This is a genomic window from Fructobacillus papyrifericola (assembly GCF_018437235.1).
GTDB classification, from domain to species: Bacteria; Bacillota; Bacilli; order Lactobacillales; family Lactobacillaceae; genus Fructobacillus; species Fructobacillus papyrifericola.
In genome coordinates, this window is the sequence record NZ_JAAMFJ010000002.1 from 1 (window position 1) to 20,761 (window position 20,761).

A 20,761-nucleotide genomic window follows, 5' to 3' on the forward strand; every position below is an offset into this window, starting at 1 on the left:
TCGCAAGGAACAATAATTAGTATACCGGCTGCTTGGGGGTTGGTCAATGGTTTTTTGGAAGAAGTTGAATCAATTTTCTAAAGCCGAAAGAAGAATAGGGTTTAGCGTTTCATAACGCCTTTTTTATCGATGAATTCGAACGTTTAGAAGCAACTGGCCCTCTTCTATTCGTCAAAGGCTGTAAAAGTCGATGGTTGAATCGTCGTCAGCAGCTGCTGAATCTCATCACCCGTCTTAAAGGAAAGCGTTTTGGGCAAGTCCTTTTCGACTTTTGCAAAGTCGGTGACGTGAAAGGAATAGAGCGGTGCTTGTTCTTCCCCCGGCAACTCAATTGTCGCCAACTCACCCAGACGCCAGGAATCAAAGTCTTTGACGCCCAAAGCTGCAAAGGACTTCAGAATCATCCCCAAGGAAGTTTCTTCATGGTGTTGATGGACTTTGACAGCCAAGAACTCATCTTTTCCATTCTTGTTTTCAACTAAGAAATAGGGCAAGTCGTGATCATAAGCAATTACAGTTGCAGCTACGACAGTCATCGCATTCTCCTCTACTGATTCTCAATTCCTAAACGCTTGGTTGCTTCCTTTAACCAACCCGGCATCGCCAAGGCGATTGGTTCAAAGCCGAAGTCCAGGTGATAGTTTGTCCAAAAGCGTCGTTTCACGTTCGTGTTTTTGATGATTGGCGTATCAACCAGGGCCATCAGGCTCAATTGACGAACGGAAAGGGAAATCTTTTGACTATACTGGTCGATGTCTAAAATAATCGCTGACACCTGCTGCCCCACTGACAGTTCATCGGAAAGGTTCTTCACAACGCCGGACTTTAACTCCGAAATATGAATCAACCCCTGGGTCGTTTCATCTAACTTCACGAAGGCCCCGTATGGCTGAATGCCCGTTACGGTTCCCGTGACTTTTTGACCGATTTGATAAGTCATTGGCCAACTCCTTCTATTGTAAATGTTAATAAAAAAGTCCCCGCCAGAGGCTAGAGGACTACTTGCTCAATCACAATGTCTTTTACTGGTCGATCGCCACGATCGGCTTTAGCAGCAGCAATCTTATCGACAACATCCATGCCAGCCACAACCTGACCAAAGACGGTGTGCTTACCATCTAGCCAAGGCGTTCCGCCCTCTTCTTGATAAACATTGGCAATTTCTTCTGCATAGCGGCCCAAGTAAGGCTTCATTTGCTTTGGAAAGTGCTTGTTTTGAACAATGAAGAACTGCGACCCGTTTGTGTTTGGACCGGCGTTAGCCATTGAAAGGGCGCCGCGAATGTTGAAGAGTTCCTTTGAAAACTCATCTTCAAAGGGCTTGCCCCAAATACTTTGACCGCCACGACCAGTTCCTTCGGGATCACCCGTCTGAATCATAAAGTCGTTGATGACCCGGTGGAAAATCACCTTGTCGTAGTCACCCTGCTTGGCGTGGGTCAGGAAATTCTCGACCGCCTTGGGTGCCTGTTCTGGAAAAAGCGCCAGGGCGATATCACCATAGTTTGTCTTCAACGTTGCTTTTACATCGTCTGGGCCAAGGGCCAATTGTGGAAAGTCGCTCATCTTAATCCTCAGTGTCTTGCACAACGGGGTTAATCACCACGTCGCCAGCTTCGATTTCTTCCAATGCTTGTCCAACCGTCTTCACGGAGTCAAACTTAACCTGTGTTGCTGGCATGCCGGCGTCCAATTCACGGGCTCGCTTTGATGCAAGGGCAATCAACTTGTAACGTGAATCGACTTTTTCAAGCAACTTATCAACTGATGGGTAAAGTAACATGGCTCTCTCCTCTTTATTCCGTAATTTGGTCAATCACACGGGAAACGCGCAGGCGTTCGGCTGTGATAATGGCCTTGATGCGATCAACGGCTTTTTCAACAACGTCGTTTTCAACGGCGTAGTTGTAGTTGATCATCTTCTTCAATTCATCTTTGGCAGCGGCAACACGCTTTTCGATTACTTCGGCGGAATCCGTTCCCCGTCCCTCCAAGCGCATTCGCAGGTTCTTGATGTCTGGTGGCGTCAAGAAGATGTAGACACCTTCAGGCATCTTGGCCTTGACTTGCAAGGCGCCTTGGACATCGATTTCCAAGAAGACATCCTTGCCAGAAGCGAGGGTTTCTTCTATGAAGGAACGTGGCGTACCGTAATAGTTACCAACGTACTCAGCGTATTCCAGCATGTCACCGGCCTGAATCTTTTCTTCAAAGTCCTCACGGGAGACAAAGAAGTAATCCTTGCCGTCTTCTTCCCCTGTTCGGGGCTTTCTTGTCGTTGCTGAGATGGAGTAACGGAAGTCAACGCCATCGTCTTCAAAAATCGCCTTTCGAACCGTTCCCTTACCAACGCCAGATGGCCCTGATAACACGATTAACAAACCCCGTTCAGTCATGTTCGTCCTCTTATCATCTCTAGTATCTAATAAAGGTATCTTACCAGGAAATGGACTAAAATTCAATTCTGACTATTGCCTAGCCCTTCTTAGGCCCGCCTTCCTGCTCGTGATTTTTAAAAGGCGAACAAAAAGCGAAAAGAGAATGGCTGTTCCCTTCTTTACGGATGTGGATAAAACGCTGTTATAAAGGTATTTATCAACTCTTTAGACAAATTTAAGAAAGAAAAAGGTTTGCTTTTTCGAACAGTTGTTCGTATACTAAAGTCAACAGATAAAGAGGAGGCGGCATGATGCAAGTTAAGCTTTCAGCCCAACCACAAGTCAATTTCTTTCAACAGCTCAAGGAGAGCTGGACAAAGGTCAAGGAGCACTTCGAAGTGGTCCCATTAAAAGAACAACAAAACAGCACCGTGTTGATCACGCGCTTAGAAGAGGCCATCAACAACGGCCAACCAGTCGCCGTCCAGATGAACTACGGCTTTGATCAAGAACGCATCCAGGACTTTTTCGGTGTGCTCTTCCAAGACAAGGCCGGTGCCCTACTCATTGACGATCAAATGAGCAACCGCTGCCACCAGCTGACACCCGCCCTTCTTCGTCACATCGGCTAAACAAATACAAAAAGACCCTCGGTCCTTTCCTCTTGGACCAAGGGTCTTTTTGTTTACTTCTTTTCAGCTTCACGCTTTGGTTCTTCTAACAAGGCTTCCAAACGATCATCTTTTAACTGGGCCAGTAACTTATTGACTGCCCGAATGTCAACGTAGTGGTCGAGTCCCGAAGCTTCCAATTCAGCAATCCGAACCGTATCAATTGCCTTCTTTTGGTCCAAGAACTTCACGTAGCGCGCAATTTCACCACCCAATCCATCCAAGGAGTCCCATTCCGGTTGCCAGTAATCCATGAGGTCTTCTTTGGCAAAAGTCGTCAACAGGTCATTGGTCCATTCCCGGTGCGTGACCTGGTACTTCTGAGCCAAGCCCTTGTGGAAGGCCAAAAGCAGCTGCACTTCCTGTTCGGAAACAAGGTCCTTGATGGCAGTCTTTTGGAAGGTGTCCACCATCCGCTTTCCAAAGGCCAGCTCGTCTGCCACTGCTTGGGCAGACAACTTTTCCTTCTTGGGCTCGACGACTTTGCCGGAAAGCTTTGGTTCCGTTACAGCTAAGCCCTTGTAAACCTCTTCAATTGCCTTCAAATCAAAGTCGTCATCCTGCTCGTTTTGGTTCAAGAACTTAAACTGCAAGTCATCGATGGCATTCCCCGCCGCCATGACTTTGGCAACGTCTTGCCCCTGGAAGCGGAAGTAGTTGACCGCAAGCACCGTTCGGATAATCATCCGCCAGAAGTTTGGATCAAAGGAAGTCGTTTGAACGGAGAAGCGATCCGAAACGGAGGCTTCCTTGGCCAAGAAGGCCTGAATGTCATACAAAACGGGCATGAGCAAGATGAAGTAGCGCCAGTCACGATCAGCTGACTGCACCAAGGTGGCCTGCATCACTTCGTTGAGCTTCACAATGACCGGCTTGTCCGATGTAAAGTCCGAAAAGTTCTGCTGGACCATCGTGGCAATCAAGTCATCCAAGAAGAAGGAAGCGACTTCAAAGGTTTCCTTCTGGTAACTGTGCTGCTTGGTCAAGAAGAAACGGGCCCGCAGGAAGCCGGCAAAGTCGTTGTAATCAAATGGGGATAACTTGGTCTTTTCCTGGAACTTTTGCAAGCTCTTTTGCTTCTTAAACTTTTTAATCTGAGCTGACTTTCCTTGTTTCATGAAAACTCCTTAAATACTGAGGTCAAGCAGGTACTTGCCGTGACCGAATTCCTTCATCTTGAATTGAAAAATTTGGTCTTTGCGCGTCAAGTCCGGCGTCTTGACCGTTGCCTGGCGGTCGCCCTCCAATTCAGCAATTTCAATTGCCTGGTTAATGGCGGAGAGAACGGGCGCAAAGGCCTTTGGTTCCGCTGAACCATAAAAGAGGTCGGCGTTGCCGTAAGTGTTTGAACGGCGCTGCAAGGATACCAATACCTTGAAACGGTTCACTTCAAAGACCAAGTGGTTGTAGTTAAAGTCACGGGCGTAGCCAAACAATGCGGACAAGTATTGACCCGCTGGGTATTTCTTTTCTGCCATACGGCTCCTTTTGGGCAAAGCCCAGTCATTTCGAATTGAACAAACAATTCGTTAAAAATTTATTTTAGCGTCACGATGGTTGCCCCATCGCCTCCGGCGTTGGCCGAAGCAAAGTGGAATTCCTTGACCCGTCGATCGGAACGCAAGAACTGCGTCACGCCCTGACGAAGAGCACCAGATCCCTTTCCGTGAATGATTTCAACGGAGGAAAGGTTGGCTAGGACAACGGAGTCTAAGTATCGGTCCAAGTCGGTTAAGGCTGCTTCATAACGCACGCCACGCAGGTCTAGCTTGGCTTGAACGCGGCCGGTGTTACCAGAACGGGCGGCCGTTTTGGCGACTTTTTGCCGCTTCTTCTTTTCCTGCTGGGCCTTGGCCGTTGCCTCGGTCTTGGTCAAGTCGTCTTCATCGACCAGCATCTTCAAGATACCCATCTGGACTTCCCACTGGCCGTTCTTGTGCTTTTTAACCAAAGTCCCCTGCTGGTTATAGGAAGAAACCAGGACTTCGTCGCCGGCGTGGAGTTCCTTAACCCGCTTGGCCTTCTGCAAGACCTTGTTCTTCTCCAGCTTATCGGACTGCTGCAAGGCGGCAATCGCCTGCTTTTGCTTTTGCAAATCCTGCTCGGAGAGCTTTTGGGCAGAACTGCCCCCGTTCAGACGTTCCGAACGAATTTCCTTAATCAGCTTTTCGGCTTCGTTGCGGGTTTTTGAAACCAGTTCGTTTGCCTTTCGCTTGGCGTCCAGCATGACTTTGGCCTGGTCCTTTTCGAGCTTCAGCTGCTCTTCATCCAGCTTTTCTTTTGCGACCTTGGCCGCCTCTTGGTCAGCGTTCAACTGCGCCCGTTCTGCCTTAACGGCCTGGCGCTGTTCAACCAGGTCCTTAATCATGTCGTTTAATTGCTGGTCTTCCGGGTTCACCATGGTCTTGGCATCTGCCAAAACTGCTTGGTCAAAGCCCAAACGAGCGGCAATGGCCAAGGCGTTGGACTGCCCCGGCACACCAATCAAGAGCTGGTAAGTTGGCTTAAGTGTCTCCACATCAAAGACCATGGAAGCGTTTTCCGTTCCTGGCCGTTCGTTACCGTAAAGCTTTAGTTCGGGATAGTGGGTCGTGGCAATGGTCCGCGCCCCTAAGGCCTTGGTCTTATCCAAAATGGCCATGGCCAAGGCGGCACCTTCGGACGGATCCGTTCCCGCACCCAATTCATCGAAAATCACTAGGCTGTTTTCATTGGTCTTTTCCAAAATGCCCTTGATGTTTTCCATGTGCGATGAAAAAGTCGAGAGGTTCTGCTCAATCGACTGCTCGTCGCCAATGTCTGCAAAGATATCGTCAAAGACCGTCACCGTTGACGGACGGCCAACCGTAATGAAGAGTCCGGACTGTGCTAAGAGTTGCAAAAGGCCCAGAGTCTTGATGGTAATCGTCTTACCACCGGTGTTTGGCCCGGTGATAATCAACGTTTCAAAATCCTCACCCAAAGAAATATCGTTTTTAACGGACTTGGCTTCTCCAATCAGTGGATGCCAGGCTTGGTGCAAGGCGACCGCCTTCTCCTTCGATAACTCCGGCGCCATGGCATTTTGGGCCTTGGCCAAGCGGGCCTTAGCATTGATAAAGTCCAGCTGTCCCAGAACCGCTGCGTTTTGACGCAAGTCTTCTTCATGTTCAGCCAAAAGAACCGACAGTTCTGAAAGTACCCGGTCTTCTTCGGCTAAGGCCAAAACACGGACTTCAGACAAGTCATTGGCCAACTCGACGACGGCCTGTGGCTCGATGTAGTAGGTCTGGCCCGACTGACTTTGGTCGTGAACAATTCCTGGCACCTGGTGACGGTACTCGACTTTGACAGGGAGCACATAACGGTCGGCCCGCTTGGTCACGATGGTCTCAGACAGGTAGCGGGCGGACTTGCCCCGGGTGTAGTTGGCAAGGCGCTCCCGAATGGCCGCTTCCTTACCGGCCATTTGCCGGCGGAAGGAAGCCAAGGCAGAGGAAGCCGAATCAAGGACCCGACCTTGATCATCAACGGTTTCCTGCACCTTTTTGGTCAGTTCAAGCAGAAGAATCAGTTGCTCGACTTTTGCCTGTAAGCGGGGCAGCGAACCCTTTAAATCGTCTTCTTGAATGCGCTCAAAGAAGTGGGCAATGGCTGCCGTTGCTTGTAAGACTTTGGCAAGGGCAACGATTTCACTGCCGTTTAGAGAAGCTTCGATTTGCAAACGGCGGGCCTGCTCTTCGATATCTTCCAAATTGGGCAGGGACAAGCCGCCGTGCAGCCGCTCCACCATGGCGGCTTCGGCCGTTTCCTGCAACCATTCACTGACTTCATCGAAGGAAGAAGATGGTTGTAAGGCAGCGACTAGTTTCTCACCCTGGGCCGTTTGAATAAAGGGCAGTAATTCCTGTTTTACCTTTTCATATTCGAGTGTTTGAAGAACTTTTTGATTCATAATACCTCAAGCTTTAGAGCCACCATTGATAAATTTTGTTAGAAATGATGGGGAATTGATCGATGTAGTGGTTTAAGTACTGGTTTTCAGTAAACTGTCCCTGCAACCAGGCGTTTGGAATGACTGAAAGGATTTCCAAAGCAAAGAAGGCCAGGACCAAGCCCAGGGCCAGGGATAAGAGGGCACCGAGGAGGCCGTCGACTTTGCCCAGGAAGGGAATCCGGCGAACAAAGTGAACGGAACGCAGTAAGAAGTGCCCAACAAAAGTCCCGAGCGCCATAATCACGGCAAAGGCGATGCCGGAAGCCAGGAAAGTCGAACCGGAGTTAGCCCAAGAACTTGGCACCGAAGGTCTGGCAAACTGGCCGGAAATCCAGCCGGAAAAGACGGTCGACAAAGGCTTTGAAAGCACCGTTGCCACATATAAGACCAAGCCCCAAAGGACGATTTTCGCCAGGCTGGTCACGAGACCGGTCCGATAGCCCGAATGAACCATCAGAACTAAGAATAAAATACCAATCCACATGAGTACCATGGGCGTCCTCCTGAAAAAGTCGGCAAGCGTTTGCTTGCCGTTAATACCCTCAATTATACCATTAAAACTGCTATAATTAAGGCATGCAAACTGTGATTTTACTGACAAAAGAAGGCTTAAAAAAAGCCAAACAAACATACGCGGACGCCCTGGTTCGACCCGCTCCTGCCAACAGTCTCTTCCAGGCCAAGCAAAACGGGCAAACTATCACCGCCTACCGTTCTGGCAAGCTCCTGATTCAGGGCAAGGAACCTGATCAAGAGGCGGTCCGTTTCAAGCAGTACCTGCTGGCAAAACCGACTGCCACTGGCCTGTCAGCAGAAAGGGCCAACCCGCAGCGGCCGAGCGGAAAGAAGCCAAGGACGGCTCTTCCGGCTGGCTTTGCCGACTGGGGCGTGATTGGCTCCGATGAAGTTGGCGCCGGAGCCTACTTTGGCCCCTTGACAACGGCGGCCGTCTACGTTCCCCGTGACAAGGTGGCCGAATTGCGAAAGCTGGGCTTTGCCGATTCAAAAACCCTGACCGACGATAAAATCAAGAAGTTGGCCCCCTATATCATTGAGAACCTGCCCTACCACATCGTTAACCTGACGCCCGACTTTTATAACCAGAAACAAGAAAGCGGGCAAAACGTCGTGGCCATGAAGGCCCTCTCCCACAACTTCACCCACAACCAAGTCCTCGCTAAGCTGACCGATGGCCAAAAACCGGACGCCATTCTGGTCGACCAATTCGTTCAGGGTTCTTCCTACTACCGCTACCTGTCAAAAAACCGGCAGGTTCGGCCCGATGTTGCTACCTACTTCATTACCAAGGGGGAAAGCGAGCACGTGGCCGTCGCTGCTGCTTCAGTTCTCGCCCGCTACGTTGAATTAAAGAGCATGGATGAGCTGAGCCAGGAGGCGGGCATGCCTCTGCCTATCGGGGCGGGAAAAGAGGCCGACAAAACGGCCGCCTGCCTTCTAAACCAGGGCAAGGACCTGCGGCACTTTGCCAAGCTACACTTCGCCAATACAAAAAAGGCCCAAGCCCTTCTTCATTAAAGTCAAAAGAAAAAGCGCCACACAATCAATTCAGACTGTGTGGTGCTTTTTTACTTGTTCAAATCGAGATCTTTTTCTTCAAGTTCGATGTCTTCTTGATCGTCGTCTTCGTGTGCGGCCACAGAATCCGACAGAGCTTCCTTTGAAGAACTGTAAGATGCCTTGGCCTGTTCCAAGTATGGTGCAACAGCCGATGAAGCCTTTTCCACCATGTCTTGCACTTGACTTTGAACATCGTTTAACTTCTTTTTCAAGTTTTCCTGGTCACGTTCTGACTGTGCCAACTTGTATGCGGCCGAAGCTCCCATGGCAAAGAGGAAGCCAGCCAATACCTTTGCTGATGCTTTCATGATTGATCCTTTCACTTCGTCTTCTTTGAAGACTTTTTAAAGAGCTTTGACAAAACAAGGGCAAAGCCCGTCTTAGTAGCCGTTCCAAAACCAGAAACGGAGGTTGAGGTCTTACGAACCGATTGGTTTAAGTCAGAAATCGTTTCGGACAAGTCAGCTGCAGCCTGCACCGTCACGTTCAGCGTTGCCATCTTATCGTTTACGTCGTCAACCAATAAATTGGTATTGGCAATCAACTCGTTTGATGAACGAACCACCGTGTCCAAATCCGTTGTCAAAACGGAAACGGAACGCGTCAAGCGAAGCAAGAAAATCGACAAAGCCAACACAAGAAGCAAGAAGGCCAAGGCGAAAATTAATAGTGAAATCTGTCCTACCGTCATAATCTCTCCAATCAAATATTTATTGAAATCATTTCTATTGTAACAAAATATGAGCGAATTACCAGGAAAAGCCGAATTCCAACAATTCGTTGACAGGCACCTGCCGCTTTCAAAATAAAAAAGCCCCGGAGGGCTTTTTTTAACGGGCGTAATCGATGGCCCTTGTTTCCCGAACAACCGTCACCTTGACGTGTCCAGGATATTCGAGCTGATCTTCGACCTGTGCCTTAATATCGTGAGCGAGAACCGTTGCCTGAATATCAGAAACCTGGTCAGGCTCCACCATCACGCGGACCTCACGGCCAGCCTGAATGGCGTAAGCGGTTTTCACGCCTTGATAATCACTTGCAATGTGTTCCAGATCCGTCAATCGTTGAACGTAGTTTTCAAGCGATTCGGAACGGGCACCTGGGCGGGCAGCGGAAATGGCATCCGCAGCCGTCACCAGTTCAGCAAGTGGTGATGTTGCTTCAACATCGCCGTGGTGGGCAGCGATGGCGTTTACAATGTTTGGCTTTTCATGATACTTTTCAGCGATTCGAACACCGAGTTCAACGTGAGAACCTTCGACTTCGGCGTCGACTGCTTTTCCAATATCGTGTAAGAGCCCTGCACGCTTTGCTTGCGCGACATCCATTTTAAATTCGGCAGCCATCAAGCCGGTCAGCTTGGCGACTTCCAAAGAGTGTTGTAAGACGTTTTGTCCATAAGAAGTTCGGTAATTCATGCGTCCCACCAACTTGATTAAGTCGGGGTGCAAACCACGAATACCAAGTTCGAAAACGGCTTCCTCACCCTTTTGGCGAATGTTTTCGTCCATTTGGCGACGGGCCTTTTCAACCGCTTCTTCAATTTTAGCCGGGTTAATCCGACCATCTTGAATCAAGGCCTCTAAGGCGTTCTTCGCGATTTGACGACGGAGTGGATCAAAGCCGGATAGAACCACTGATTCTGGCGTATCATCGATGATCAAATCAATACCAGTCAGTGATTCAATGGTCCGGATGTTGCGGCCTTCACGACCGATAATCCGGCCTTTCATGTCCTCACTTGGCAGGTTCACAACCGAAACCGTCACGTCGGATACCGTATCGGCAGCCGAGCGTTGGATGGCGTCAACAATCAAGTTGCGGGCCCGCTTCTCACCCTCGTTTTTAGCGTCTTGTTCGTACTCTTGGATCAAAGCAGCCCGTTCTTTTTCAAGTTGGGCCTTGGATTCGGACAAAATCACGTCCTGGGCCTGGTCCTTGGTCATTTGACCAATTTCTTCCAGCTTGGCTTCTTGTTCCGAAAGCTTTTGTGAAGCCGCTTCTTCCTTTTCGGCCGCGGAGTCCAAACGATTCTGCAGCTTTGTTTCTTTTTTAATCAAAGAAGCATCGCGTTCGTTTAACGTGGCGTCTTTCTTATCCAGGGTATCAATCCGGTCTTGCAACCGTGATTCCTGGCCTTCCACCCGCTTTTGTCGGTCGGCAAGCAACTGCTCAACCTGGTGACGATACTCCTGGGCGTAGCCCTTGGCATCGACTTCAGCGGATTTCTTAATGCTTTTTGCTTCGTCTTGTGCTTGTTTTAAAATGTTTGTTGCAACCTGCTTAGCGTTATCTAGGCGAATTTGGTCAAGGACCTTTTTACCTAGATAACCACCAGCTAAGCCGATTAAAAGAGCAAAGAGTGCTGAAATAATCAATGTCAGCATATTCTTTTCCTTTCAGTCATGAATCTAAATACAATTCACATGTCTAGTATAGACAAAGAAGCCTCGGCGGTCAATTGAAAGCGCTTTTGAAACCGGGTTTTCACTCCGCTAAAAGTCGCCTAGATGGCCCCTTCTGCCCCTTCTCTGCAGCGGAAAATTTTTCTTTGCCCAGCTCTCTTATTTAGAAATAAAAAAGAAGCACCTTATATCCGTGCTTCTTCTCACTTAATTTTTAAACTGGCGCTTCAAGTCCCGTTCGACATCACGCTTCTTAATTGACTGCCGCTTATCGTACTGTTTCTTTCCACGACCAACGCCGATTAAGACTTTAGCAAAGCCCTTCTTTAAGTAGACCTTGAGGGGCACGATGGTCACCCCGCTCTCCTTAGCCAAGACAGCCAAGTGCTGAATCTGTCGCTTGTGCAACAGGAGAATGCGGGAGCGGGTCGGCTCAACGTTGAACTGGTTCCCCTGCTCGTAGTTGGCAATGTGGACATTGGTTAAGTAGGCCTGGCCGTCGTGAATGGTCACAAAGCCATCCCCAATGGTAATTTGGCCGGCCCGAACCGATTTGATTTCGGTTCCGGTTAAGACAATTCCAGCCTCCACCGTTTCCTCAATGCTGTAATTAAAGCGCGCTTTGCGATTGGTTGCCAAAGCATCGTTTTGAATCGTTTTTTTCTTTGCCATGGCAGCTCCTTTCGCTAACGGCTTACTTCTGCTTCATTTGGAAGGGGTGCTTGTGGGTTTGACCGGACTTGGCCGCCTGCTGGCCCCTCTTTTGATTGCTTTCAGAACGGCCCTGGCCGGACTGACCACGTTCCTTTCTTGGGCCGTCATGTTTTCCCTGCCGGTCAGAGCGACCACGGTTACGGTCATTGCCACCTTTTCGGTTACCGCCGTTCCCACGGCCACGGCTCTTGTCCCGCTTATCGCGGCCGAATTGACCACGGCTTGGTTGAGGGACTTTAATATCGGTCGTTGGGGCCTCTTCTGGATTGACCAGCATAAAGTCGACGGTCGAATCCTTCTTAGAAGCACGGATGACCTTCACCTTGACCTTTTGGCCAATCTGGAAGATGTGGTGCTTGGAACGGCCGATCAAAGCCGCGTGCTTTTCGTCGTAGTCATAGTGGTCATCGGTCAGGTTCGAGATGTGCACCAAACCTTCAACGGTGTTATCCAAGGAGACAAAGAGGCCGAACTTCAAAGCCGCGTTAACCACGCCTTCGTATTCGTTACCGACTTTGTCTTCCATGTACTCCGCCTTCTTCATGGCGTCGACCAAGCGTTCTGCATCGATGGCCCGGCGTTCACGAGTGGAAGTATCAACTCCGATTTGAGCCAGCGATGAGGCGTACTTTTCCTGTGCTTCGACGCCATAGCCATTCTTGGTGTACCACTTGATCAAGCGGTGAACCGTCAAGTCAGGGTAACGACGGATTGGCGAAGTGAAGTGCGTATAGTACTTAGCACCCAGACCAAAGTGGCCCAGTGGTTCCGGTGAATACTTAGCCTGCTTCATGGCCCGCAGCATCATCGTTGAAATCATTTGTTCGGCCGGATCGTCCTTGACCTTCTTCATCAAAGTCTGAAGCATCATTGGCGTCACGTTGGCTGGATCTCCCTTAACCGGGTGGCCCAATGCCTTGGCGAATTCAAAGAAGGACTGCGCCCGTTCCTCATCCGGCGTTTCGTGAATCCGGTAAAGGAATGGAACCTTCTTCTTATCAAAATGTTCGGCGACCGTTTCGTTGGCAGCCAGCATGAAGGATTCAATCATCCGTTCCGCAGTGCCTCGTTCGCGGACAACCACGTCAATGGCCTTCCCCTGATCGTCGACGATGATGGACCCTTCGGGTGCATCGAATTCGATGGCCCCGCGCTTTTCACGCTTCTTGGCCAAAATCTGGTGCAAGTCGCCCATCGTGTCAAACATGTCGGCCAGGCCGGTGTATTCTTTGCGAGCTTCTTCGTTACCAGCAAGAATCTGGTTGACTTTGTCATAGGTCATCCGGGCGTGGGATTCGATGACAGATTGCTCCAAGCGGTGCTTAACCACTTCACCCTGTTGGTTAATTTCCATTTCAACGGACATGGCCAAGCGAGTGACGTTGGGGTTCAGAGAAGCAATGCCGTTTGACAGCTTCTGAGGTAGCATCGGAATCACGCGGTCCGTTAAGTAAACCGAAGTGCCACGGTTATAGGCCTCTTCATCGATGGCCGTTCCCGGACGGACATAGTGGGAAACGTCGGCGATGTGGACCCCGAGGTGGTAGTTTCCGTTTTCTAACTTCCAGGCCACAACGGCGTCATCAATATCCTTCGTATCAGCTCCGTCAATGGTGACCAAAGGCTGATCCGTAATGTCTTGACGGCCTTCCCATTCGGACTTCAGCACTTCGTTTGGAATGGCGTCGGCTTCCTTCATCACAGCGTCTGGGAAGCGGTTTGGCACCTTCTTGTTTTCAACGATTTGCATGATGTCCATGCCGGGTTCGTTTTCAAAGCCGAGCACTTCAGTCACCGTGGCAATCAGCTGCTTGGGGTGAACGGCGTCGGCATAGGATTGAATTTCAGCTACGACAACCTGGCCGTCGTGGAGCTCTTCATCGGCAGTCGAGGCATCGACAATCACTTGGTAGGAACCGGCCTTCTTATCCGTTAAGCGAATTTGGCCAACGGTTCCTTCAAAGGGCGTGTTGGACGAGTAAATCCCAACGACACGGGTATAGGCGTGTTCGAGAATTTCTTCGACTTTTCCTTCGGGACCGCGGTCGGCCGACTGTGCCGGCTTGACCATTGAGACGCGGACCGTGTCGCCCTGCATGGCATGTAGGGTGTTATCCGGTCCGATAAAGTAGTCCGGCAGGTTTTCGTCGTAGCGGACAAAGCCAAAGCCCTTATCATTGGCCTTGAATTCGCCGACGATGTCGCCCTTTTGGCCCTGGAACTGATAAGAATCCTGGTCGACTTTTTTAACGATTTGGTTATCGGCGAGGTTTTCTAAGACACCGAGTACCTGACGGTAGCCGGCAGCGCCCTCCAAGCGGAGGCCGTCCGCCAAGTTTTGGGCGGAAAAGGCCTGTTTCGGATTGGCCTTCAAAAAGCCTTCCAACTGTTCTTTTACTTGCTTTGTTTCCATGTATGTTTCTTTCTAAAAAATGCTAATAAAAAATCAGTCTACAAAAAAGTAAACTGACCTTATTAATTAATGAGCGGCTAAGTACATCAAGACGAGTGCAATGATGAACCAAAGCGCACCAAGAACCGTCGTAATTCGACGCATGATGGCCTCAAAGCCGCGGGACTTTCGTTCGGTAAATAGATCGGTTGCGCCGCCAGACAGAGCTGACAGTGCATCTTGTTGCTTACTTGGCTGCATCATGACTGAAACAATCAGTAAAAAGCCAACAACCAGCAAGAGAATGGTTAAAATATTAGTCACAAGGACGCCTCCACTCGCAATTCATACTCTTTAGTATAGCAAAGTTCCCCTTAATTTCCAAGGGACAGGCGGAACATCAGAACCCCACCAGCAACGGCAACGTTCAATGATTCGGCCGACCCGAGCAGCGGAATGTAGAGGTTGGCCGTCGTTTGCTTGGCTAATTCAGGATTCAAGCCCTGGCCTTCGTTTCCAACAATGAGTGCTCCGGCTGAGAGACCATGAATGTCTTGGTATGGCTTGGCCTCTTCGTTCAACTCAGAACCATAAACGGGCAAGTCGTTTTCCTTAAAGGCCGCAATCCAGTCGTTCAAGTCACCCTGCAAGACTTCCAAGTGGAAGTTTGAACCCTGCATGGCCCGCACGACTTTGGGCGCGTAGAGGTCAGCGGTTCCAGTTCCGAGGACAACGCCCTTAAAGCCGGCAGCATCGGCCGTACGAACCAAAGTCCCCACGTTACCGGGATCTTGAATGGCATCCAAGAAGAGCCAGAGGCCGTCGTGGACGTAGCTAGGGTTGAATGTCTTTTCAGGCAAAGTCACTTCGGCAAAGATCCCCTGAGGCGTCTTTGAGCCGGCGATGTGGGCGGCGACTTCCTTTGAAATTTCAAAGGCGGGCACACCGTGCGGCACGTCGGCCAAGTGCTCTTGCATCTGTTCTTCAGTTGCCATGATGGCGTGGAACTTGGCCTTGGCGTTAATAGCTTCTTGCACCAAGTGCCAGCCGTCCAAGAGGTAAGTCTTTTGTTCAAGGCGGCCCTTCTTCGTGGCCAACTTGGCCCAGGCTTTCACCTTGTTATTTTGCTTTGATAAAATGCGTTCCATAATACTTCCTTTTCAATTCGACTACTTAGTCGTTTGGACGGTTCTGCTTGCCAGCGTTGCGGCCTTCCCGTGGTTTTTCATCCGTCACATCGCGTGGACGCAAGTCTTCTGGGCGCACGCGCCTTGTCGTTTGGTTAACGAAGTTTTCGGCGCTTTGACCGTTGTCTCCTGTCGGCTTCAGCAAATCATCGGCCGTTTTCAAGATGGTAAAGTCTTCTTCAACCTGCTTCTTCAAGCCGGCGTACATCAAGTGCGTAATGAAGGCCTGAGCCACCACAAAGACTCCACCAACGATGAAGTAGAGGCCAAGTGCCCCAGATGAAACAAAGGTAAAGCCGGCAATCATGATGGGCATGAACCACATCAAAGCGCCGGTTTGCTTCTTTTGAGCAGCTGGGACGTGCAATTGCGTCAAGTAGGCCTGCCAGAGGTAGATAACCAAGACCAAGACGGAAAAGAGAATCTGTGGTGAGGACAAGTCAAAGCCAAGGAAGCTGGCCGACTTCAAGCCCTTGGCGTGCATGATGGCCAAGTAGAGTCCGGAGAAGATTGGCATCTGAATGGCCATGGTCAACCAGGACACCCCACCAGTTAATGAAATGTTGTTTTCCCGGTAGAGAGCCATTGAGGCCATCGAAGCAGCCTGCTGTTCAGCAGGCGTCTTAGCCGTCTTAACCGCTGCTTGGACTTTTTCAAACTCCGGACGGAGCTTTTGCATCTTCAGTTGTGAAATGGTCGTTTTCTTTGACTGGCTGACCATGATTGGCAGCAAAATCAACCGAACGATGGCCGTCAAAATGATGATGGCCCAACCAATGGCGTTCACGCCACCAACGGCATCCGCAATCTGCAGCAGAATCTTGGCGATTGGCTTTGAAACCAATGCATAGATGCGACCGTGCACACCGTAGCCACCAGTAAAGAGGTAAATGTCAAAGAGCACCACCAGAATCGTGGCGTAGCGTTTCAATAATTTCATGTTGGCTCCTAAAAAGCTTTGTATTCATGTCTTCGTAATCCCAACCAATTATAGCAAGATTCAGCTTGGACTGGGTCACTTTTCGTCTTCTTTAGAATCGTCTGCCACCCTTTGCAAAGTCAAGGGAAAACGCAACCGGAAAGAGGAACCGGACCCGAGGGCCGATTCGACTTGGACCTGGCCGCCATAAGCCGCCACCATCTTTTTGACGATGGATAGGCCAAGGCCGTTTCCACCCGGTTGGTGCACGCGGGCCTTATCGACCCGGTAGAAGCGATCGAAAATCCGGTCCAAGTCTTCTGCCGCAATCCCCTGGCCAAAGTCCTGAACACCAATTTCAACCCAGGAACCGGCCTTGGCTAAGGCCAGGTGGACTTCCTTTCGCTCCGTTGAGTACTTGAGGGCGTTATCCAGCAAGATGATTAACAGCTGCTCCAAGTGGTCGGGACGGATGGCGACTTGGGCGGCCTTATCCAGGCCGTTATCAAAGGTCCAAACAAAGTCGGGGTGCAGAATTTGAAAGTCGTGATAGACCCGTTCGACCACCGGCCAAACCTGTGTCTGAACCTGGTCGGCGTTGACCGTCAGCTTTTCTGCTCGCGTCAGTTCGAGCATTTCGTTGACCAAGACTTCCATGCGCTTGATTTCGGCAAGTGATGACGACAGGGAGTCTTCCAAGACCTCCGGGTCGTCCTTCCCCCAGCGCTCGAGGAGGTTTAAGTGCCCCTTCACAATGGCCACCGGTGTCCGCAATTCGTGGGAGACGTCTGAGACAAAGTCCTGCTGGGAGTGCACCAGGTTTTGCACCTGGCCCATCGTCTCGTTCATGACTTTGCCCAGGTTATCGAGCTCCTGGTTGTAGTGCAGGGATTCCACCCGTTCTTCTGTCAGCGGGTCCTCTTCGAAGGCGAGCATGACTTTGGTAATCTTTTTCACGGGCCAAACGAAAAACTGGGCCAGTAAGAAGGCCAGCAGAAAAATCCCAATGGCGGCAAAGGCCAAAAAGGACCACCACCAGTGACCAATGGCCGAAAAGACGGCCTTGGACAAATCAGGCCCCTGAATGACCATCAAACCGAGTATGATGCCGCAGGCGATTAGTAAAAAACCCACCGCTAAACCAAGGGTCAAGATGGCCTGACTCGTCGTCAACAGTGAGTGTTTTGAATTGTTTTGCTTCTGTTCAGCCATTTCAGCTCCGCATCACGTAGCCCGTACCACGGACCGTTTGGATATAGGAAGTCTTTGATTCCGGATCATCCAACTTGTTGCGCAAGTATCGAATGTAAACGTCAACAACGTTCGTTTCGATCTTGGTGTCGTAGCCCCAAACCTTCTTCAACAACTTTTCGCGGGCTTGCACCACGTCGATGTTTTCAAGCAGGATCAACAAAAGGTCGTATTCGCGCTTGGTCAAGGAGATGATTTGATCATCGCGGCGAACCGTGCGGTTTTCCTTTTCCAAAGTCAGGTTCTTAAAGTTGATGACATTCAAAGAAGAACCGGTCGGTGCCTTTTCAATGTCAATTCGACGCATCAGTGAACGAACCCGGGCCAGCAATTCTTCGATGGCAAAGGGCTTAACAACGTAATCGTCGGCTCCGTAATCCAGACCAGAGACCCGGTCGATAACCGAGTCACGAGCCGTCATCATGATGATTGGCGTCTTCTTGACTTCACGCAAGCGGCGGGCGACTTCGAAACCGTTTAATTCGGGCAGCATCAAGTCCAACAAAATCAAGTCAAAGTCTTCGGCCAAGGCGCGGTCGAGTCCCTCGCGGCCGTTTAGGACCGTCTCAATTTGGTAGCCTTCGTGCTCCAGTTCGAGCTTGACAAACTTGGCCAAGTTTTCTTCATCTTCTACAATTAAAATTCGGCTCATAATCTTCTCCGCTGGGCGAATGTTCGTAAACGAGTCAAAATCGTTTACCGCCCTTTTAAATGAATTTCTTTTAATGGTATTTTACCATAGGTTTAAACATTATCTCATTTTTTAAAGAATTCGTCTAATTTTGCCAAACGGGGATCCAGTTTGGCTTCTTTTTCGGCGACTTGATCACCTTCGGCTGCTTCGTCGGGGTGCTCCTGCAAAAACTCTGCTTCGGAAATGACCTGCCAGTCCTTGCCCTCTGGCAAGGGAGCACCGGCAGCTTCTTCCTCAGTCAAGACTTGCAGAGGTAGAGCGGAAACCAGGTTGTCCAAAACCGCCTGATCCAGGTCAACGACGTTATTGGTCAGGGGGAAAACGGCCGCATCTTCGTCGAATTGGTCGATTTTCTTTGGATCCTCCACGTAGGTTTCGTCAAGCGTCAAATCAGTTGACCAAGAAACGGGTGACAGTGACCGGGAAGAAGGCAGGACCAAGTCTGCGTGCAAAGTCGCCTGCAGCAAATAGTCATCCTGATCATCCATCTGGACAGAGCCCGTCACCTTGATGGGTTCAGCCGTCAAAATCAAATCGGCAAAACGTTCCTTGATCAGTGGATTCAAATCGAGTGTTTCGTCAAACTTTAATGGTTCGTTACGGTGCTTTTGCAACTGTTGTTTTGGAAATTTCATGACTTAGTCCTCTTCTCGTATGTAGTGGATGGGTCGTCTGGTCAGGTCCTGTTGGTTCTGACTGTTACTCTGCTCGGCCAGTAGCTGCCAAATCAAGCCGGCCTTGTAGTCCAGGCGGAGGTTGGCCTTAGCGAGGCCTTGGTCCACCCGGGAAATGATGGGCAGGCGGGCCTTGCGCTTGACTTCAGATAGGTAGGCCTGACCCTGGTCGGTAAAGCCGAGCAAACGAATGTAAGAATCGGCCATGGCCGCTTGCATCTGGTCGACTTTAATGTTTAAGAGCGTGTAAAGCATGGTCCGTTGCATCCGGGCGAAGGTGTAGCGCTTTGACTTAACCGCCTTGATGAAGGACTGGTAAGATTGCGGCGCTTCCTTGGCCGTGGCCACACCGACCAAGCGGTGCTCCAGGCCTTCGGCCATCTGGTAAACCTGTCCCAACTGCCCCACCGTATCTGTGAGCAAGCGATAGCGAAGTAGGTTGAAAAAGATTCCTTCAAAGGCTAGCGTATTGGGCTTTTCCTTCAGTGCCTCTAAGGTGTCTTTTGGAACGACCCGTTCAACCTTCTCCCACTTGCCCTTGTGAAGGGCCAGGCGGATGGAGGAAGCCGAGGCGATTTCTTGGTCCTCGTCAATGGTCTGATCGTGATAAGCGGCTTCCTTACGGGCAATCGGATGCAGTTTCATCGAAAGACCCAGCTTCAACACCGCCTTGGCATAGGAGAAGGCCAGAATATCGTTTGGATCTTCCAGTTTAAAACCGGTCTGTTCCTCTAGTTCTGCCGCATAGGCCGCTGCATAGGTCTGGGCCTTATCCGCTTTTTTATCCTCTGTTTGAATGGCTTCGGCCTGCTTGGCCAAGTCCATAAAGTCAATTTCTGGGTGTTCAGAGCCAAAAACCAGCTCCTCAACTCCGAGTGCCGCCAGAATTTTGACGGCCCCCTCGGCAAAGAGATGACCCGGCTGAACGACCGAAAAGACCGGCAGTTCGACCATCAGGTCGGCCCCGTTGTGCAGGGCTAACTTGGTCCGTTCCCACTTGTCCAAGATTGCTGGTTCGCCCCGCTGCACAAAATTTCCGGACATGACGACGACAGCAGCATCCGCCCCGGTCACCCGTTTGGCTTCCTGCAGGTGGTAGGCATGGCCGTTATGGAAGGGATTGTATTCGGCAATGATTCCGACTGCCTTCATGACTTTGCTCCTTTTTGACACTGGAAGAACCAGCGACTATCTTCTGCACTGGCTTCCTTCTTGAAAAAGTCGGCCCCGACCTGAATGTTTGTAAAGCCAACTTCTTTCAACATGGCTAAGTAGTCGGCCATGTCGTAGGTTTGCTCGTGATGGACCTCGCGGACCAGCTTAAAGGCGTCCAGCCCCTCGTCGTATAAGAAGAACTTCAAGTCGTGGTCAACCGAATTCTCTTCCTCGCCAAAAAAGGCCGTCCACATGAAAATCTTTTCCGGATCCTCGTCGTTGTTGTAGTAAAAGTCCGCGTAGTCCTCGTTGACCATCTTTGGTGTGATGACATCAAAGAGGAAGGTTCCGCCCTCTTCCAAATGCTCGTAGGCCTGTTGAATTCCGAAAAGGAAGTCCTCCTTGCTTGGCAGGTAGTTCAACGTGTCAGCAAAGGATACAATGGCCGGATAGCGTTCCTCCCAGTCGGAAAAGTCGCGAATGTCAGCCTGCAACAAGCGCAAGTCAACAGCCGCTGCAGCCGCATGGTCCTGGGCTAAACCAAGCATCGGTGCCGACAAATCGAGCAAGTCGACCTGGTAGCCAGTCTGGGCCAATAAAACGGCCAACCGGCCGGCCCCACCGCCCAAGTCAAGCAGCTTTCCCGGAGCAATCCGGTCTTTGACAAGCTTGGCCCAGTCCTCGTATAACTGCCCGTCAAAGAGCTCGTCATAGAGTTCGGCAAAAGTTTGGTAAGGCTGTTCTTCTTTGGCCATGCTGGCCTCCTT

The 20,761-nt window shown here is 50.4% G+C and carries 24 protein-coding genes; 2 read left to right on the forward strand and 22 right to left on the reverse strand.

The genetic code is table 11. The features are described 5' to 3' along the window. Nucleotides 1-164: 164 nt before the first annotated feature. From G6R28_RS03445 to gmk, 5 genes are read right to left on the reverse strand one after another with little or no spacing between them, the layout of a single operon-like run. Nucleotides 165-536, reverse strand: coding sequence for a hypothetical protein (locus tag G6R28_RS03445; RefSeq protein ID WP_213792849.1), 372 nt, complete (start codon nt 534-536; stop codon nt 165-167). Between the two features lie 11 nt (nt 537-547). After that, on the reverse strand, nt 548-940 hold the full coding sequence (locus G6R28_RS03450; RefSeq protein ID WP_213792850.1) for a CvfD/Ygs/GSP13 family RNA-binding post-transcriptional regulator: 393 nt from the start codon (nt 938-940) through the stop codon (nt 548-550). Between the two features lie 50 nt (nt 941-990). Further along, entirely contained in the window at nt 991-1,566 is a 576-nt protein-coding gene (locus tag G6R28_RS03455; protein ID WP_213792851.1) for a peptidylprolyl isomerase, read from the reverse strand. Nucleotide 1,567: 1 nt separating this feature from the next. Further along, nucleotides 1,568-1,783: a DNA-directed RNA polymerase subunit omega gene (rpoZ, locus tag G6R28_RS03460; protein WP_213792852.1), complete on the reverse strand. Its 216-nt coding sequence runs from the start codon at nt 1,781-1,783 to the stop codon at nt 1,568-1,570. Nucleotides 1,784-1,796: 13 nt separating this feature from the next. Continuing rightward, a complete protein-coding gene (gmk, locus tag G6R28_RS03465) occupies nt 1,797-2,396 on the reverse strand; it encodes a guanylate kinase (RefSeq protein WP_213792853.1) in 600 nt (199 codons plus the stop codon). Nucleotides 2,397-2,686: 290 nt separating this feature from the next. Here gmk and G6R28_RS03470 point away from each other — a divergent pair, with 290 nt between their 5' ends. Further along, on the forward strand, nt 2,687-3,010 hold the full coding sequence (locus G6R28_RS03470; protein ID WP_213792854.1) for a hypothetical protein: 324 nt from the start codon (nt 2,687-2,689) through the stop codon (nt 3,008-3,010). 53 nt (nt 3,011-3,063) lie between these two features. Here the strand turns inward: G6R28_RS03470 and G6R28_RS03475 are convergent, their stop codons facing one another. The 4 genes from G6R28_RS03475 to G6R28_RS03490 are packed head-to-tail and all read right to left on the reverse strand — an operon-like array spanning nt 3,064 to nt 7,518. After that, nucleotides 3,064-4,167: a metaphase chromosome protein 1 gene (locus G6R28_RS03475; protein ID WP_213792855.1), complete on the reverse strand. Its 1,104-nt coding sequence runs from the start codon at nt 4,165-4,167 to the stop codon at nt 3,064-3,066. A 9-nt stretch (nt 4,168-4,176) separates the two neighbouring features. Next, nucleotides 4,177-4,527 carry a hypothetical protein gene (locus G6R28_RS03480; RefSeq protein WP_213792856.1) on the reverse strand — a complete coding sequence of 117 codons (351 nt, stop codon included), beginning with the start codon at nt 4,525-4,527 and terminating at the stop codon, nt 4,177-4,179. A gap of 59 nt (nt 4,528-4,586) precedes the next feature. Beyond that, nucleotides 4,587-6,983 carry an endonuclease MutS2 gene (locus tag G6R28_RS03485; RefSeq protein ID WP_213792857.1) on the reverse strand — a complete coding sequence of 799 codons (2,397 nt, stop codon included), beginning with the start codon at nt 6,981-6,983 and terminating at the stop codon, nt 4,587-4,589. Nucleotides 6,984-6,996: 13 nt separating this feature from the next. Then, nucleotides 6,997-7,518, reverse strand: a complete 522-nt coding sequence (locus G6R28_RS03490) for a CvpA family protein (protein ID WP_213792858.1) — start codon at nt 7,516-7,518, stop codon at nt 6,997-6,999. 83 nt (nt 7,519-7,601) lie between these two features. On the opposite strand from G6R28_RS03490, the gene rnhC reads away from it, so the two are divergent. Then, entirely contained in the window at nt 7,602-8,561 is a 960-nt protein-coding gene (rnhC, locus tag G6R28_RS03495) for a ribonuclease HIII (protein WP_213792859.1), read from the forward strand. A gap of 50 nt (nt 8,562-8,611) precedes the next feature. On the opposite strand, the gene G6R28_RS03500 is transcribed toward rnhC, so the two are convergent. The 13 genes from G6R28_RS03500 to G6R28_RS03560 all read right to left on the reverse strand — a co-directional run bounded on the left by G6R28_RS03500 (nt 8,612) and on the right by G6R28_RS03560 (nt 20,749). Further along, complete coding sequence (locus G6R28_RS03500; RefSeq protein ID WP_213792860.1) at nt 8,612-8,911, reverse strand: hypothetical protein; 300 nt, start codon at nt 8,909-8,911, stop codon at nt 8,612-8,614. Nucleotides 8,912-8,922: 11 nt separating this feature from the next. Then, nucleotides 8,923-9,294, reverse strand: a complete 372-nt coding sequence (locus G6R28_RS03505) for a DUF948 domain-containing protein (RefSeq protein WP_213792861.1) — start codon at nt 9,292-9,294, stop codon at nt 8,923-8,925. 139 nt (nt 9,295-9,433) lie between these two features. Then, entirely contained in the window at nt 9,434-10,990 is a 1,557-nt protein-coding gene (gene rny / locus G6R28_RS03510; protein WP_213792862.1) for a ribonuclease Y, read from the reverse strand. A gap of 225 nt (nt 10,991-11,215) precedes the next feature. After that, on the reverse strand, nt 11,216-11,680 hold the full coding sequence (gene smpB, locus G6R28_RS03515; protein ID WP_213792863.1) for an SsrA-binding protein SmpB: 465 nt from the start codon (nt 11,678-11,680) through the stop codon (nt 11,216-11,218). Between the two features lie 22 nt (nt 11,681-11,702). After that, on the reverse strand, nt 11,703-14,135 hold the full coding sequence (gene rnr / locus G6R28_RS03520; protein WP_213792864.1) for a ribonuclease R: 2,433 nt from the start codon (nt 14,133-14,135) through the stop codon (nt 11,703-11,705). A 66-nt stretch (nt 14,136-14,201) separates the two neighbouring features. Then, entirely contained in the window at nt 14,202-14,438 is a 237-nt protein-coding gene (gene secG / locus G6R28_RS03525; protein WP_213792865.1) for a preprotein translocase subunit SecG, read from the reverse strand. A 50-nt stretch (nt 14,439-14,488) separates the two neighbouring features. Then, nucleotides 14,489-15,262 carry a TrmH family RNA methyltransferase gene (locus G6R28_RS03530; protein ID WP_213792866.1) on the reverse strand — a complete coding sequence of 258 codons (774 nt, stop codon included), beginning with the start codon at nt 15,260-15,262 and terminating at the stop codon, nt 14,489-14,491. A 25-nt stretch (nt 15,263-15,287) separates the two neighbouring features. Then, nucleotides 15,288-16,241: a membrane protein insertase YidC gene (gene yidC, locus G6R28_RS03535; RefSeq protein ID WP_213792867.1), complete on the reverse strand. Its 954-nt coding sequence runs from the start codon at nt 16,239-16,241 to the stop codon at nt 15,288-15,290. A gap of 75 nt (nt 16,242-16,316) precedes the next feature. Then, on the reverse strand, nt 16,317-17,432 hold the full coding sequence (locus G6R28_RS03540) for a sensor histidine kinase (protein WP_213792868.1): 1,116 nt from the start codon (nt 17,430-17,432) through the stop codon (nt 16,317-16,319). A 1-nt stretch (nt 17,433) separates the two neighbouring features. Beyond that, nucleotides 17,434-18,123: a response regulator transcription factor gene (locus G6R28_RS03545; RefSeq protein ID WP_213792869.1), complete on the reverse strand. Its 690-nt coding sequence runs from the start codon at nt 18,121-18,123 to the stop codon at nt 17,434-17,436. A 104-nt stretch (nt 18,124-18,227) separates the two neighbouring features. Continuing rightward, on the reverse strand, nt 18,228-18,800 hold the full coding sequence (locus tag G6R28_RS03550; RefSeq protein WP_213792870.1) for a YceD family protein: 573 nt from the start codon (nt 18,798-18,800) through the stop codon (nt 18,228-18,230). 3 nt (nt 18,801-18,803) lie between these two features. Beyond that, nucleotides 18,804-19,991 (reverse strand): nucleotidyltransferase, encoded by a 1,188-nt coding sequence (locus G6R28_RS03555; RefSeq protein ID WP_213792871.1) that lies wholly within the window; start codon nt 19,989-19,991, stop codon nt 18,804-18,806. Next, the gene (locus G6R28_RS03560) at nt 19,988-20,749 is read right to left on the reverse strand and encodes a class I SAM-dependent DNA methyltransferase (RefSeq protein ID WP_213792872.1); all 762 of its coding nucleotides are present in this window, start codon (nt 20,747-20,749) and stop codon (nt 19,988-19,990) included. Before G6R28_RS03560 ends, G6R28_RS03555 begins: the two co-directional genes overlap by 4 nt. Nucleotides 20,750-20,761 lie beyond the last annotated feature (12 nt).

Excerpts from the sequence above, each read along its gene's own strand:
- G6R28_RS03445 (WP_213792849.1), bottom strand. The coding sequence starts at position 536 with ATGACTGTCGTAGCTGCAACTGTAATTGCTTATGATCACGACTTGCCC.
- G6R28_RS03450 (WP_213792850.1), bottom strand. The coding sequence starts at position 940 with ATGACTTATCAAATCGGTCAAAAAGTCACGGGAACCGTAACGGGCATT.
- G6R28_RS03455 (WP_213792851.1), bottom strand. The coding sequence starts at position 1,566 with ATGAGCGACTTTCCACAATTGGCCCTTGGCCCAGACGATGTAAAAGCA.
- rpoZ (WP_213792852.1), bottom strand. The coding sequence starts at position 1,783 with ATGTTACTTTACCCATCAGTTGATAAGTTGCTTGAAAAAGTCGATTCA.
- gmk (WP_213792853.1), bottom strand. The coding sequence starts at position 2,396 with ATGACTGAACGGGGTTTGTTAATCGTGTTATCAGGGCCATCTGGCGTT.
- G6R28_RS03470 (WP_213792854.1), top strand. The coding sequence starts at position 2,687 with ATGATGCAAGTTAAGCTTTCAGCCCAACCACAAGTCAATTTCTTTCAA.
- G6R28_RS03475 (WP_213792855.1), bottom strand. The coding sequence starts at position 4,167 with ATGAAACAAGGAAAGTCAGCTCAGATTAAAAAGTTTAAGAAGCAAAAG.
- G6R28_RS03480 (WP_213792856.1), bottom strand. The coding sequence starts at position 4,527 with ATGGCAGAAAAGAAATACCCAGCGGGTCAATACTTGTCCGCATTGTTT.
- G6R28_RS03485 (WP_213792857.1), bottom strand. The coding sequence starts at position 6,983 with ATGAATCAAAAAGTTCTTCAAACACTCGAATATGAAAAGGTAAAACAG.
- G6R28_RS03490 (WP_213792858.1), bottom strand. The coding sequence starts at position 7,518 with ATGGTACTCATGTGGATTGGTATTTTATTCTTAGTTCTGATGGTTCAT.
- rnhC (WP_213792859.1), top strand. The coding sequence starts at position 7,602 with ATGCAAACTGTGATTTTACTGACAAAAGAAGGCTTAAAAAAAGCCAAA.
- G6R28_RS03500 (WP_213792860.1), bottom strand. The coding sequence starts at position 8,911 with ATGAAAGCATCAGCAAAGGTATTGGCTGGCTTCCTCTTTGCCATGGGA.
- G6R28_RS03505 (WP_213792861.1), bottom strand. The coding sequence starts at position 9,294 with ATGACGGTAGGACAGATTTCACTATTAATTTTCGCCTTGGCCTTCTTG.
- rny (WP_213792862.1), bottom strand. The coding sequence starts at position 10,990 with ATGCTGACATTGATTATTTCAGCACTCTTTGCTCTTTTAATCGGCTTA.
- smpB (WP_213792863.1), bottom strand. The coding sequence starts at position 11,680 with ATGGCAAAGAAAAAAACGATTCAAAACGATGCTTTGGCAACCAATCGC.
- rnr (WP_213792864.1), bottom strand. The coding sequence starts at position 14,135 with ATGGAAACAAAGCAAGTAAAAGAACAGTTGGAAGGCTTTTTGAAGGCC.
- G6R28_RS03530 (WP_213792866.1), bottom strand. The coding sequence starts at position 15,262 with ATGGAACGCATTTTATCAAAGCAAAATAACAAGGTGAAAGCCTGGGCC.
- yidC (WP_213792867.1), bottom strand. The coding sequence starts at position 16,241 with ATGAAATTATTGAAACGCTACGCCACGATTCTGGTGGTGCTCTTTGAC.
- G6R28_RS03540 (WP_213792868.1), bottom strand. The coding sequence starts at position 17,432 with ATGGCTGAACAGAAGCAAAACAATTCAAAACACTCACTGTTGACGACG.
- G6R28_RS03545 (WP_213792869.1), bottom strand. The coding sequence starts at position 18,123 with ATGAGCCGAATTTTAATTGTAGAAGATGAAGAAAACTTGGCCAAGTTT.
- G6R28_RS03550 (WP_213792870.1), bottom strand. The coding sequence starts at position 18,800 with ATGAAATTTCCAAAACAACAGTTGCAAAAGCACCGTAACGAACCATTA.
- G6R28_RS03555 (WP_213792871.1), bottom strand. The coding sequence starts at position 19,991 with ATGAAGGCAGTCGGAATCATTGCCGAATACAATCCCTTCCATAACGGC.
- G6R28_RS03560 (WP_213792872.1), bottom strand. The coding sequence starts at position 20,749 with ATGGCCAAAGAAGAACAGCCTTACCAAACTTTTGCCGAACTCTATGAC.